This is a genomic window from Synechocystis sp. PCC 6803 substr. PCC-P, assembly GCF_000284455.1.
GTDB lineage: Bacteria > Cyanobacteriota > Cyanobacteriia > Cyanobacteriales > Microcystaceae > Synechocystis.
Map to the genome: position 1 here is coordinate 2236048 of NC_017039.1, position 13384 is coordinate 2249431.

12 protein-coding genes are annotated in these 13384 nt (G+C 49.5%); 10 read left to right on the plus strand and 2 right to left on the minus strand.

The window, feature by feature from the left end:
* Positions 1-55: 55 nt before the first annotated feature.
* The gene (locus SYNPCCP_RS10590; RefSeq protein ID WP_010873224.1) at positions 56-733 is read right to left on the minus strand and encodes a 1-acyl-sn-glycerol-3-phosphate acyltransferase; all 678 of its coding nucleotides are present in this window, start codon (positions 731-733) and stop codon (positions 56-58) included.
* Positions 734-1017: 284 nt separating this feature from the next.
* On the opposite strand from SYNPCCP_RS10590, the gene SYNPCCP_RS10595 reads away from it, so the two are divergent.
* The 3 genes from SYNPCCP_RS10595 (at position 1018) to SYNPCCP_RS10605 (ending at position 4916) form a co-directional block, all read left to right on the plus strand.
* Positions 1018-3027: a M48 family metallopeptidase gene (locus SYNPCCP_RS10595; RefSeq protein ID WP_010873225.1), complete on the plus strand. Its 2010-nt coding sequence runs from the start codon at positions 1018-1020 to the stop codon at positions 3025-3027.
* Between the two features lie 106 nt (positions 3028-3133).
* Positions 3134-4567 (plus strand): collagen-like protein, encoded by a 1434-nt coding sequence (locus SYNPCCP_RS10600; RefSeq protein ID WP_048908414.1) that lies wholly within the window; start codon positions 3134-3136, stop codon positions 4565-4567.
* A gap of 97 nt (positions 4568-4664) precedes the next feature.
* Entirely contained in the window at positions 4665-4916 is a 252-nt protein-coding gene (locus SYNPCCP_RS10605; RefSeq protein ID WP_010873227.1) for a hypothetical protein, read from the plus strand.
* 112 nt (positions 4917-5028) lie between these two features.
* Here the strand turns inward: SYNPCCP_RS10605 and SYNPCCP_RS10610 are convergent, their stop codons facing one another.
* The gene (locus SYNPCCP_RS10610) at positions 5029-5508 is read right to left on the minus strand and encodes a TspO/MBR family protein (protein ID WP_010873228.1); all 480 of its coding nucleotides are present in this window, start codon (positions 5506-5508) and stop codon (positions 5029-5031) included.
* A 121-nt stretch (positions 5509-5629) separates the two neighbouring features.
* Here SYNPCCP_RS10610 and kaiC point away from each other — a divergent pair, with 121 nt between their 5' ends.
* The 7 genes from kaiC (at position 5630) to SYNPCCP_RS10645 (ending at position 13275) form a co-directional block, all read left to right on the plus strand.
* A complete protein-coding gene (kaiC, locus tag SYNPCCP_RS10615) occupies positions 5630-7147 on the plus strand; it encodes a circadian clock protein KaiC (protein ID WP_010873229.1) in 1518 nt (505 codons plus the stop codon).
* Positions 7148-7185: 38 nt separating this feature from the next.
* On the plus strand, positions 7186-7362 hold the full coding sequence (locus SYNPCCP_RS10620) for a PCP reductase family protein (protein WP_010873230.1): 177 nt from the start codon (positions 7186-7188) through the stop codon (positions 7360-7362).
* A gap of 52 nt (positions 7363-7414) precedes the next feature.
* Positions 7415-8410 (plus strand): glycosyltransferase, encoded by a 996-nt coding sequence (locus SYNPCCP_RS10625; RefSeq protein ID WP_010873231.1) that lies wholly within the window; start codon positions 7415-7417, stop codon positions 8408-8410.
* 235 nt (positions 8411-8645) lie between these two features.
* Entirely contained in the window at positions 8646-10262 is a 1617-nt protein-coding gene (locus SYNPCCP_RS10630) for an alpha/beta hydrolase (RefSeq protein WP_010873232.1), read from the plus strand.
* Between the two features lie 94 nt (positions 10263-10356).
* Complete coding sequence (gene gpmI / locus SYNPCCP_RS10635; RefSeq protein WP_010873233.1) at positions 10357-11955, plus strand: 2,3-bisphosphoglycerate-independent phosphoglycerate mutase; 1599 nt, start codon at positions 10357-10359, stop codon at positions 11953-11955.
* Between the two features lie 64 nt (positions 11956-12019).
* Complete coding sequence (secG, locus tag SYNPCCP_RS10640) at positions 12020-12253, plus strand: preprotein translocase subunit SecG (protein ID WP_010873234.1); 234 nt, start codon at positions 12020-12022, stop codon at positions 12251-12253.
* A gap of 236 nt (positions 12254-12489) precedes the next feature.
* The gene (locus tag SYNPCCP_RS10645; protein WP_010873235.1) at positions 12490-13275 is read left to right on the plus strand and encodes a matrixin family metalloprotease; all 786 of its coding nucleotides are present in this window, start codon (positions 12490-12492) and stop codon (positions 13273-13275) included.
* Positions 13276-13384: the final 109 nt, after the last annotated feature.

Consider the following 13384-nt stretch of genomic DNA (forward strand, 5'->3'; position numbering starts at 1 on the left):
TTTCCACATTTTTAGCGATAGTTTTCCACAGAAAATTCCCCTAAGGATGCCATCACTAATCCCTGCCTAAATCCAGCATCTCGTGAATTTGGGCTTGGCAAGCTTTAGTAACCGCTTCCAATTCGGGTTTCCTATTCTTTACTGGAGGGGCGATCGCCTTACCAATGCGAATAGTTAAAGGCACAGGATGGGGCCAGGGGGAACCGGGCTGAAAAATTTGCTCTACTCCCCCTAGGCTGACGGGAATAATGGGCACTTGGGCTTTAGCTGCAATCATGGCAGCCCCCAATTTTGGCTGGTGAATGCGGCCATCCTTTGTTCTGGTTCCCTCCAGAAAGACCCCCACTAACCAACCATCCCCCAGCGCCGTCAAGGCGGCCCGCAATGCTCCCCGATCGCCACTGCCCCGTTTGACTGGATAGGCCCCATAGAGGCGAATGGCTGGACCCAGCAGGGGCACATTAAATAACTCTTCCTTGGCCATAAAGGCCACCGGCCGGGCCATGGCACAGGACAAAAATGGGGGGTCAAAATAACTGGCATGGTTGCTCACCACCAAGGCCGGCCCCCGGGTTGGCACCAATTCCTGACCATATACCTGGGCCTGGAACAATCCATGGAGCAGTGGCCGCACCACCCCCCATTTCAAGCCCCGGTAGAGAGCTAAATTAAGTGACGTTTCCCTTGGGCGGGGAGCACTCAAACCACCACGATGATTAATCTCGGAATCCACTGAGCTTTCCCGGAAAATACTTGCCTCAACACTTTATCAAAACCATGGCGAGTAAATCCCCGTGCCAATGGCGGCAGCTTCTATCTTTGGAATCCATGGGAGGAGCCAGCATTGCCCGCCGAAAACTGGACTAACTGGATACTTCCGCCCCAAGTCGTGCAGATGATGGCAAGGAAAATTAAGCAAAACGCTTTTCCATAACTCATATTGGGGGTGGGAGAATGGAATTTTTGCCTCCATACTAGTTCCGGCTCCTCTGTTCTCGTTTCTCCGCTTTTACTTCCATGAATGCCCATGAAATTGCCCTGACCCTGCAAAAGGGACTTAAAGCCCTGCAAAATCAAGAATATCAGTCGGCGATCGAGGCTTTAGAAATGGTTTGCCGCCGGGTGCCCCAGCAGGAATCCCCCGAATTTCTCAAAGCTCAGATGGCCTTAGTGAGGGCCTACAGAGCCATAGGGAGATTTGATCAGTCCCGGGAAATCTGCGAATACTTAACCCGGAACCCAAACCCAGAGGTACAAAATTGGGCTAAAACGATGATGCTGATGCTCCTTAAACAGGAGAATGGGGCTGAAGGGGAAGCGGATGAGGATGTACTGTCCACTAATTTGAAAGCCGGTCGAGCGGAAAATAATCGGGTTAAGGTGGCTTTGCCCAGGGTAGCGGATAGTTTGCCTTTTATCTTCGGTATGGGCCTCTTGGTTCCCCTTTTAACCACTTCTGTATTGTTTACACCGCTGGCTTGGTGGCTGGCCCAGGGACAGTGGCAAAAGTTGCTGGCCATTAGTCTGGGGCTGGGCATTGTGGTTAATTTCCTGGCCTTGTTTTACAACGTCCCCATAATTGATTTGATCAATCGACGTATTTATGGCACCCAATGGGTCAACCTTGGCGCAGTGCAAAAATATAGCCCCGAAGCCGGGGAATTAATGTTGCGGGTGGCCAGGGCAAAGACTTTTCCCATTCCTAAGCTGGGGATTATTCCCGATAATCGTCCCGTTATGTTTACCTATGGCGTGCAACAAAACAATAGTCGTGTTGTGCTCAGTCAGGGGATTTTTCGTTATCTAAGCGCCGAAGAAATTGCCACCCTCCTGGGTCATGAATTGGCCCACATTGTCCGCCGGGATTGCGCCCTATTGACCTGTATGAGCGGTTGGGGACAGGTATTTTACTGGTTATACTGTGAGCTACAAATGGCCCGGACTTCCCAGCCGGCGATCGCCAAGATATTGATCACCCCGTTGGTGTGGATTTGCTTGGCCATGTTTCGCATTAACCAGGGGTCCAACCGTTACTTTGCCCGCACAAGGGAATATTACGCTGACCACTTTTCCGTCAACTACACTGGTAACCCCAACGCCTTAACTCGTGCCCTAGTGAAAATGACCAGGGCTTTGGTAAAACGGGAAAGACAAGCAGAGAAACCAGCCTTATTTCTGGAAGGTATGCGCAACTTTGCTAACTATGATGCCTACACAGCGTCGGCCTGTGAACGGGGAGAAAGATTTGATCCGAAGATGGTGGGCAATCTACTCCTCTGGGACTGGGGCAGTCCCTGGCGGGGCATTATTACCTGGTGTAGTTCCCATCCCCTTTTAGGTAAGAGGCTCCAGGTGTTGAGTCATTACGCCGAACAGTTAGACCTGGACACGGAATATAACCTAGTGCTCAGCCGTCGACAAATCTCCCTGGAAGAAGCAAAAAAAAGAGCTTTATCCTTTTATCTTGAGGTACTTATTTGGCTGCTGCCCCTCTGGTTTGCCCTGGGCTTGGGCTGGTGGACCCAACAGGAAAACCCCGTTCTTAAACTGCATCTACACCAAGCCATACTGGTGGGTCTAGGGGCGGGCATCTTACTGCGTACTGCCTGGCAAAGTTTGGGGCAAAGGAAAGTGGCGGCCCCCACCGTAGTGAGTGTGCTCAGCGACCCTAATTTAAGTCCCATCTGGGGTACCCAGGTTAATTGGCAAGGTAAATTCCGCCTGGTGCAAGCTAGTGTTTGGAGAGCGCCCAAATTGTATTTTCATGACCGCACCGGGGTAATTCCTGTGCGTTATCCTTTCTGGACTAGACTGTTGCCTCCTTTTCGTTCTCCCCAGATCCGCCTAGAGGCGATCGCCTTGGGGTCAGTAAAAGTCAGCGGCATGGTGGTGCGGGGTTTATCGCCCCAGTTACAACTTGCCACGATCGCCAACGAAGAAGGCCAAATGTTGATTGGTTATCCCCTTTTCCTTGCCTGGGCAGGGGGATTGTTATTGGTCTTATTGGGGATTTTGATCCCAGGGTAAACTGAGATTGCTCACTGCCAGATGATTTAGAACGGAACCAACCCCCAACTTCCCCCAGTCAGGGAAATTAGTTTGGTTTCCCTTTAAACCTGTGCCACAATTTCCCATGGGTTTTTGCATTGTAAGGAGAATTAATTTGCGTTTTGCCTCCATTTTGGCCCTGGCTATTCCCCTCAACCTAGTTGCCTCTAGCCTAACCGCCGCTCCTTTGACCAATGGAGAATGCCTACTTCTGGCCCAAGCAAGCCAACGGAGAAATGTTGGCTCCATCGGCGCACCGGGGGCAAGGGGCGTGGATGGCCAGGACGGTGCCAACACCGATGACCTAACGGTTTTCAGTGACGGTTCCCCCATGACCCTTAACCTAGCCGGTAGGGATGGGGCTCCGGGGACTCCTGGCGCAGAGGGCTCTCCAGCCAATTGTCCTGCTTTGGATACCAGCCAGCGGCAAGACGTGCAAATGGCCAATGGCAGTGACGGTGGGGATGGCGGTGATGGGGGGAACGGTGGCAATGGCGGTTCTATCACTATCTACACTCGCAACCTCGACAGTCTCAACCAAATTTTTGTCGGGGCCGCTGGCGGTAAAGGGGGCGCTCCGGGTATGGGAGGGGGCGGAGGCCAAGCCTGCCAATGTAGCCAGCCCTATTGGACTGTGGAAAGTTGTTCTGGCCGTCCGGGGGATAGTGGCTACCGTTGTTCCACCGAAGAATTTCGTTGTTTTAATGGTCTTAATGGCCGGGATGGGCGATCAGGTATTGCCGGGCAGGACGGTTTAACTGGGCGGTTGACAGTGCTGAATCTAGACCGACCCTTGGAGCCGGATCGACCTGGTACTACGGTGAGCTTAGATGTGTTGAAAAATCAGGGCTTCAATCTGTCCAAAAATATTTGGGAAACTCGCCCAGGGGCAGCCCAATTGTTGGCCCCAGGTTCCGTCATTGCCGACGAGTATTTAATTTTATTAGACCGGATAGAAAGATCTTTTTTGGTGGTGTGGAATGCCCCCCAACCTTTTGAGCGTTTTGCCAATACCAATGTGAGTTTAACCCTAACGGAAGATAATCAAATTGCGCCGGAGTTGCCAAGCAATCTTTGGTTGGAAGGTACCACCCAGCAGAGAAATAATGTCACCGAATTTGTGGTTTATAATGCCATGTGGGAAGGGGATGCCACTAGTTTAGGGCGTTTAACCTTATCCGGTAGTGGGAATAATTTAAAGCTTTCTTTGGTAGATGAAGCCAATCAATCCAATTTAATGGCCACCAAGTTTAGGCTCAGATATCGAGTTACTAATGAAGACCCCAGGTTTCGCCCTCCCTCTACCTATACTCTGCGTTATGAAGGGGAAATCGAAGATAGTTTGGTCACGGTTAATGGCAATCAATTCACCATTGATATTGGTCAGTTACCAATTCCCCCTAAAGATTTGGAATCCGGTACTGGAGTAGAAATTGAGCTGGTGGCGGAAAGAACTTTTTCCGGTAACACCGCTGAACAAAAGCTGATCATTCGAGATTTAATTCGAGGTAGAAATTAACCTGGAATTAAGCCTTTCCCCCAATCCCTAGCAATTTTCCCGCAGTCAGTACAACCAAGATTGGCTCGCTTGGGTTAGGCAGGGCATTATTGACGAAGTGGTGGTGCAGGTTTACGGTTCTACTCCGGCGGAAGTGCAACAAACCGTTGCCAATTCTGGTATTCATACTGCCTCCCGTTACGTGCCCGTGGGCATTGGCCTCTACACCGGCATTAAAGCTAAACCATTTAATTTGCAAGCCGTCCAAAACCAGGTTAAGGCTGTGAAAGAGCAAAATCTAGGTCATTCTCTTTTTGTCTGGGAATTTTTAGTGTTGAGAACAATCAACGCCCATCTCAATGTTCTGTAAGGGTTCTATAAAAATTGTGAGAAACTCCCCTGGGCAAAGGAGCCATAGCTAGTGTTAGACTCCAGCCTTTTTTTTCCCAAGCTTTCCTTCGTTATTTTTTTCTCTTTAGTCCCTAAATTTCCCCTGGATTGAGGGGAATCATGGCCCAGGTGACATAGGTGCCAATGGGGCTCCAAAGCAAAAACGGTACTAAGAAACCAAAAGCAGTGGTGGAAACTTGACTAACGGCGATCACCAGGGCGAGCCCCACAAAGAAACCTGTCGCACCAATAATACTGCCCACCCTTAAACTCCGGAGTTTACACATCACGGGGGTGTAGGCCATGACAGTCAATTCCAGCAGAAGATAGCCGACCATTAATCCCCAGCGATGTCCCGGGTCCGCCGTGGCATTCCAGGCTAGGGTAGCGGAAATGGCTCCAGCAATGAAAATGGCAATCCAGATGAAGGGGATGGCCCACTCAAAAGTTAGCCAAGAAGGGCGACGCAGGCGATTGAACCAACGCAAATCCCTGGGGGATAAACGGTTACACACAAAGGCTAGGGCAAAAGCGATCAACCCAATCCATAGCCAAGCTGGAATCATAAACACTTTCCATTAACTTGTGCAAATTCTATCATCGCCCCCTGGCTGAGATCGGTGATATCGGTGGCATTATCAACACTGGTATAATTCCCGTTGGTTCCGAATACGAGTATGGGGCAGTGAAAGGATGATCGACCAAGAGACAGATGGCATTGAGAAGTTGGAGACGGGTATTCCAGGCTTTGATTTTCTGTCCGACGGTGGTCTCCCCCTCGGCCGCGCCACCCTAATTGCCGGCACAGCAGGTAGTGCTAAAACTATTTTTGCTTCCCAATTTTTAGTCGAAGGTATTCAGCGGGGGGAAAACGGTGTTTTTGTCACTTTTGAGGAACCCCCCAAGGCCCTACGGAAAAATATGCGGGGTTTTGGTTGGGATATTCAACAATGGGAAAACGAAGGTAAATGGGTTTTTGTCGATGCTTCCCCCCAACCAGGCGATCGCCCCATTGTCAGCGGTGAATATGACCTAGGGGCCTTGATTGCCCGCATTGAACACGCTGTCCGTAAATATAAAGCCAGTCGCATTTCCCTCGATTCCCTGGGGGCAATTTTTAGTCACCTCAGTGACAGTGCCCAGGTGCGCAGTGACCTATTCCGCTTGGCCTCTGCCCTCCGGGAACTGGGAGTCACCGCCATTATGACCGCCGAACGGGTGGAAGAATACGGTGAAATTAGCCGTTACGGAGTGGAAGAATTTGTTGCTGATAACGTGGTCATTGTCCGCAACGTCCTCGCCGATGAAAAACGTCGTCGCACCATCGAGATCCTTAAATACCGTGGCACCGACCACCAAAAGGGCGAATTTCCCTTCACTATCATTAATAAAAAAGGCATCGTCATCATTCCCCTGTCGGCGATCGAGCTGGAGCAAAAATCCTCCGACATCCGCATCACCTCCGGCAGTGAAGAATTAGACCGCATGTGTGGCAGTGGCTTCTTCCGGGATTCGATTATTTTAGTCTCCGGGGCAACGGGTACTGGTAAAACCCTGATGGTGACGGAGTTTATGGACGGCGGCGTGGCCAATGGAGAGCGCTGTTTAGTTTTTGCCTTTGAGGAAAGTCGAGAACAATTAATTCGCAATGCCACCGGCTGGGGGGTAGATTTCAAACAAATGGAAAAGGAAGGCAAACTAAAAGTGGTTTGTCGCTATCCAGAAACCACCAACTTGGAAAACCACCTGATCATGATGAAGGATATTATCCAAGAATTTAAGCCCAATCGGGTGGCGGTGGACAGTCTTTCTGCCCTAGAACGGGTTTCCACCCTAAAAAGTTTTCGCGAATTTATTATTGGCTTAACTTCCTTTATTAAACAACAGGAAATTGGTGGTTTATTCACTTCCACTACCCCCAATTTACTAGGGGGAGCTTCCATTACCGATGCCCATATTTCCACCATTACCGATTCGATTATTCTTTTGCGTTACGTGGAAATGTATGGCGAAATGCGCCGGGGAATTACGGTGCTAAAGATGCGGGGTTCTATGCACGACAAAGATATCCGGGAATTTTCCATTGACCATCAAGGGATGCACATTGGTAAACCTTTCCGTAATGTCACCGGCATTCTGGCCGGGACCCCCATGTACACAGCCCAGAGTGAGGTGGAAAGATTGAGCGGTTTATTCGATGAGAAAATATAGTCAATTCTTCCCTTTGTAAACCTGGAGGCAATCAATCCATGCAGTGGCAAGAATCTTTACCCTGGACCCCCGAAGCTCGGCAAAAGTTGAAGAATATTCCCTATTTTGCCCGGGTGCAAGCCCGTCAGCGCATTGAGCAGTTAGCTCGGCAGGCCGATCTAGATGAGGTCACTGTGGATTTGGTAGAACAAGCCCGTCTGGAGTTTGGCCAATGAGTTGGTCTGACTTTTGGGGCTAAACTCACAGGTAAATCCCATTTCACCATGCATGGTTACAAATTCACCAAGCCGGTCTGACATCAGTGTTTACAATGGCGATCGCCAGGGGCCAATGTATTCTCTGATTGTGCCCATTTATAACGAAGAAGATAATATTCCCGTGTTATATGAGCGGCTCAAGGCAGTCATGGATCAATTGGCAAGTACGGAACTAGTGCTGATTAATGATGGCAGCGGCGATCGATCCTTAGAAATGATTCGGGCTTTGCATGATCAGGATAAACGGGTCTGTTACCTTAGTTTTGCCCGTAACTTTGGTCATCAAGTGGCGGTGACGGCGGGGCTAAACTTCGCCCGGGGCCAGGCGGTGATTATTCTCGATGCGGATTTGCAAGATCCCCCCGAATTGGTGCCCCAATTGGTGGAAAGGTGGCAAGCAGGCTACAGCGTGGTCTATGCCCAACGGGTTAAACGTCGGCAGGAAAGCTGGTTTAAGCGGCTAACGGCCTATGGGTTCTACCGACTATTGCAACGGTTAGCAGATGTAAGAATTCCGGCGGACACGGGGGATTTTTGCCTGATGGACCGCCAAGTGGTGGATTTGCTCAACACCATGCCGGAAAGAAATCGTTATATTCGGGGATTAAGGGCCTGGGTTGGCTTTCCCCAAACCGGCGTTAAATTTGAACGGGATCCTCGCCATGCCGGGGAAGTGAAATACACTTTTCGTAAATCTCTCCGTTTAGCCATTAACAGTCTGGTTTCCTTTTCCATTGTGCCCCTGCGTTTGGCCACCTACCTAGGACTTTTAGCCGCTCTCCTAGCCATAGCTATGATGATATTAGTTTTATACTGGCGCTTATCGGAAACCAATTCCCCTTTGGATGGGTTTGCCACAGTGGTCATCGCTAATCTATTTTTTGGTGCAGTTCAGCTAATTTGCATTGGCATTTTAGGGGAATACATTGGCAGAATTTACGATGAAGTCAAAGGGAGGCCTCTGTATACTTTGGCAGAGATGGCTGGCTTTGAACAACTTCTTTAGAGTCTGTTTAAAAAGTCTAAAAATTGTCTCACTACCCCCATGATTTACCTTGGAAAGGAGAAAAATTCTTAAACCCAACCCTTTTCAAAGGGGATTAGATAACGGTAAATACAACCTTTGAAAACTGCCCTTAAAACGCAATTTTTAGCAATAAAAACTATCCTCACCCAATCAACTCTTCACCCTGACATCAGATTGGTCAACAACTAATTTTTCCAACTATTTTTCCAATACCATGATTGACTTCAAACGTTTGTTAGGAATTGCCCTTACTTCTAGCCTATTAGTTTTAGCTTCACCAAGCGTAATCAAAGGGGCCGAAACCATTACTTTTTCCATTATGCCCCTGGGACAGTTTGACATTTCTGTGAAAAGTCTGACAGATTTTGCTGAAACTGGTACCATCGACCCGGATTTTAAATTTTATACTCAGCATCTCAAGCCAGAAGAACTAGAGAAACTAAGGGGCTTGCTGAACCATTCTTTTAAGTTTAACTCCGTAGAAGCTTTTCGATTTTTTAATACAACTTTTGGCAAAGAAATTGCCCAACAATTGAGCTACATTATTGCGGCCCCGACCGATCAAAGCCAACCTTTTTTAGAAGGGGCGATTGTGACAGCGGCCCAAAACCCTGACGGCTTTAAAATTATCGATGTTATTAATGCCTATGGTGGCTCAGATTTAGTTTTAAACTTAGATACTTTTAAAAATACCATTGACCAAGCGGATACCCTATATCAAGCCACCGATCGAATTTTTACCTGGTTGGGTAAGCAGGAAATTCCATCTAACCCCGTGCCCCCTAACCTAAAACCCTTGGCTTTGGCTGAACCTGGACCACAAAAATGGACAACGCAAAATCTCACCATTCCCCGCCCCAATGGGCAACCAGTCAATGTTTTTGTTTATCTGCCCCAAGGCAATAGTTCGCCAGCCCCTCTAGTAGTGATTGCCCCTGGCTTAAACTCTAATTTTCAGGCCTTCACCTACATTGCCGATCATTTGGCGTCCTATGGCTTTACGATCGCCGGCATTGATTTTCCCGAAAGTGATGCGGCTCGGATGCAGGATTCTCTCCAGGGCTTAGATGCGTTTCCCGATCCCAATGCCTGGCTAGAACAACCCAAGGATGTCACCTTAGTGCTCGATACCCTAGCCCAAAAAGCAGCCACAGATCCAGCTTGGCAGGGCAAATTTGACATCAATAATGTGGGAATCTTGGGCCACTCCCTCGGTGGCTACACGGCGATCGCCAGTGGAGGAGCAACCCTGGAATGGCCGGAGTTACTGCAACAGTGCGAACAACTAAATAAACCCAATCAAATTAATCTCAACCCGGCCCTACTCTGGCAATGTCAGGGGGTTGGCAGTGCCCCGCCTGCGTCTAACCTCAGGGAGTCCCGGATTAAAGCGGTGCTGGCCATCAATCCAGTTACTAACCCCATTTTTGGCCCCGATGGCATGAAGAACCTAGCTGTACCCACCCTGATTGTGGCGGGTAGTAAAGACATTTTTGCTCCACCGGTACCGGAACAAATCATTCCTTTTTCCCTAATTGAAGGGGTGAATAAGTATCTGCTTCTAGTGCAAAATGGCACCCATCTATCCTTTCTAGAAGATACGGACAATTTACCGGAAAAAATTGTTGGCCCAGGACAAGATTTAGCCTACACCTACATGAAAAGTTTAGGTTTGGCTTTCTTTGATCTTTATCTTCAGCAAGATAGTAGTTTTAAACCATATCTAACGGATAGCGTGGTGCAACAAATGAGTCAGGAGCCTTTACCTTTGCAATTGGTGCCCAGCCTCACCCCAGCCCAACTCCAACAGGCTATGGATATTAATAACTAGTACTCGGTCTAGGGCAGGAGTTGCCCCGGATGTTTTTGATGGTATTATCAAGGGCATCTTTTGCAGACTTTATAACTGTAGTGAGGCAATAACCATGGCAGAGGCACCGATCGCCCCGGTGGTTCTGGTCATCCTAGATGGCTGGGGCTATCGCCCAGATACCCGCGCAAATGCAATTGCCCAGGCTAACACCCCCATTATGGATAGTCTGATCGCCGCTTATCCCAATACCCTGGTGAATACTTCAGGGAAAGATGTGGGTTTGCCCAAAGGTCAAATGGGTAATTCCGAAGTTGGTCACCTCAATTTGGGTGCTGGGCGAGTGGTACCCCAGGAGTTGGTGCGTATTAGTGATGCCATTGAGGACGGAACTTTTTTTGACAACCAAGCGCTGATTGAAGTCTGCCAACGGGTGCGCGATCGCCGAGGAAAATTGCATTTAATCGGTCTTTGTTCCGACGGAGGAGTTCATTCCCACATTGACCATCTTTTGGGACTGATTGACTTGGCTAAACTCCAGGGCATCAGTCAACTTTGCATCCACGCCATTACCGATGGCCGGGATACTCCCACCAATGAAGGGGCCCATTTTGTCCAACAAATCCAAGCCCATCTAGAGAAAATTGGCCTGGGCCGCATTGTCAGTGTCAGTGGCCGCTACTACGCCTTAGACCGCGATCGCCGTTGGGACCGGGTGGAAAAAGCCTATCGAGTCATGACCGAAGACGGGGTAGGGGATGGCCGCAGTGCCGCCCAGGTGATCAAGGATTATTACGCCAGCGACATCACCGATGAATTTATTCCCCCTACTAGAATTGGTGCCGGGGCGATCGCCTCTGGGGATGGGGTAATTTTCTACAACTTCCGTCCCGACCGGGCCAGACAACTTTGCTACGCCTTGGTTAATCCTAGCTTTGATGGTTTTCCCAGGGAAAGGATTCAGCCTCTGGATTTTGTCACCTTTACCCAGTACGATCCTGCCCTGCCAGTGGTTGTGGCCTTCGAGCCGCAAAACTTGAATAACATTTTGGGGGAAATTATCTCCCGCCAGGGAATGAAGCAATTCCGCACCGCAGAAACGGAAAAATATCCCCATGTCACCTATTTTTTCAATGGTGGTTTGGAACAACCCTTTGCCGGGGAAGACCGGGAGCTAATTCAAAGCCCCATGGTTTCCACCTATGACAAAGCGCCCCAGATGTCTGCCAAAGCCGTTACCGATGCGGTTTGTCGGGCCATGGAAAAAGGCATTTATTCCCTGGTGGTGGTCAACTATGCCAACCCCGATATGGTGGGACACACCGGCAAGCTCAAAGAAGCCATTCAGGCGATCGAAACCGTCGACCTCAATTTGGGCCGCCTTCTGGCCAGCGCCGCTAAAGTGGGGGGCACCGTGTTGATCACCGCGGACCATGGCAATGCGGAATATATGAGCGATGAATCCGGCAATCCCTGGACCGCCCACACCACTAATCCGGTGCCGTTTATTTTGGTGGAAGGGGAAGGACGTAAAATTCCTGGCCACGGCGGTGAAGTCAAGCTACGGGAAGGGGGAAAACTGGCGGACATCGCCCCGACTATTTTGGATATTTTGCAGTTGCCCGTTCCGGCGGAAATGACTGGTAAAACCTTAATCGATCAGCCGTTGGTAGAAATCAAGGCCAATCGCACTCCGGTCAATCTCTCCCGTTAGGTAGGGGGATGGAAAAGCGCTAAAATAAAAAGCCTGTATGATCGCCGAGGGGCGCTGAATTGTTATGACTTTGATTACTGTTCTACGAATTATTTGGATGGCTTCCGCCGCTCTGTTGACCGTACTGGTGTTGCTTCATAGCCCCAAAGGGGATGGCATTGCCGGCATCGGTGGCCAAGCCCAATTATTCACCAGTGCCAAAAGTGCAGAGAAAACCCTCAACCAAGTGACCTGGACCCTGAGCATTATTTTTATTGGTCTGACTATTATTTTGAGCGCTGGCTGGCTAGCGAATTAGAACGTGTTTTAAATGCTCCCCTAGCCCCCCAATTCTGGGGGGAATGGTGTTCAAAGTCCCCCAAACTTGCCGGAGCTTTAGTGAGGAGATTTAGGGGGCGGGTCATAGCCTTTTAGACAAGCTCTTGGGTTAATCACACCGATCATAAAATAAATATAACTTCTAGGCTCCAACATATTCAGATTTCCTTCTCTCCGTCGTTGGAGAGTCAGGCATTGGCCCTGGGGGGAGAATTTGTGAACAAAAAAATCAAGCTCTGGGGTTGGTGCTTAGCCCTATTCTTGTTGACTTTATTACTGGTTAGTCTGCCGGCGATCGCCAACAATGGGAGCAAGCAAGCCTTACCGGAGTTGCAAATCCATCCCCTCCCCCCCGAGTTGGTAGATTTAGGCATCAGTCTGGAAAACCGCAGTTTACTCGGAGATGACGGCACTGATTATTTCTCCCAAGTTCAACCTTCTCCCCTAGGTTATTTACTCTGGTCTAAATTTCCCGTCACTGTGGCGGTGGACTATCCCCCTGGGTTAACCCCCGGCAGTGCTGCTCAAAAACGTTACTACACTTGGCAACAGGCCATTAAAACGGCGATCGCCGACTGGCAAGAATTTTTTCCCCTCACCATCGTTGAGAATACTACCGAGGCGGATATCACTATTTTTTACCGAGAACCGCCCCTACCCCGCATTGTGGACCCAGAAACAGGATTGGTGAGTTTTGGTCGAGCCCGCACCGCCCAGGCTAACTATGAATTTTATTGGACTGACACATCCCCGCCCCAACTGCGTCACCGCATGGCGATCGCCATCAAACCTGGCCTAGCTCCCCTTTCCCTCCAAGGCACTGCCCGCCACGAACTAGGCCACGCCCTAGGCATTTGGGGCCACAGTGACCACAAAGAAGATGCTTTATACCCAGCCCAGACTGCGGATGTACCGGCCATTTCTCCTCGGGATCTAAGAACTTTATATCGGCTTTATCAACAACCCACTCGCCTAGGTTGGTCGGTACTAGTCAGCAATTAGAAAACTTGAGAAAATTTTGATTTTTTTGTGAACTCATCTGGACAGGATCAACGTTGTCTTAAAACTGCCGTAGTAGATGAGAAGGCTCCCGAAAGGAAATCCCCCAAAA

Coding starts and splice junctions, on each gene's coding strand:
- SYNPCCP_RS10595 (WP_010873225.1), top strand. CDS start 1,018: ATGAATGCCCATGAAATTGCCCTGACCCTGCAAAAGGGACTTAAAGCC.
- SYNPCCP_RS10600 (WP_048908414.1), top strand. CDS start 3,134: ATGGGTTTTTGCATTGTAAGGAGAATTAATTTGCGTTTTGCCTCCATT.
- kaiC (WP_010873229.1), top strand. CDS start 5,630: ATGATCGACCAAGAGACAGATGGCATTGAGAAGTTGGAGACGGGTATT.
- SYNPCCP_RS10620 (WP_010873230.1), top strand. CDS start 7,186: ATGCAGTGGCAAGAATCTTTACCCTGGACCCCCGAAGCTCGGCAAAAG.
- SYNPCCP_RS10625 (WP_010873231.1), top strand. CDS start 7,415: ATGGTTACAAATTCACCAAGCCGGTCTGACATCAGTGTTTACAATGGC.
- SYNPCCP_RS10630 (WP_010873232.1), top strand. CDS start 8,646: ATGATTGACTTCAAACGTTTGTTAGGAATTGCCCTTACTTCTAGCCTA.
- gpmI (WP_010873233.1), top strand. CDS start 10,357: ATGGCAGAGGCACCGATCGCCCCGGTGGTTCTGGTCATCCTAGATGGC.
- secG (WP_010873234.1), top strand. CDS start 12,020: ATGACTTTGATTACTGTTCTACGAATTATTTGGATGGCTTCCGCCGCT.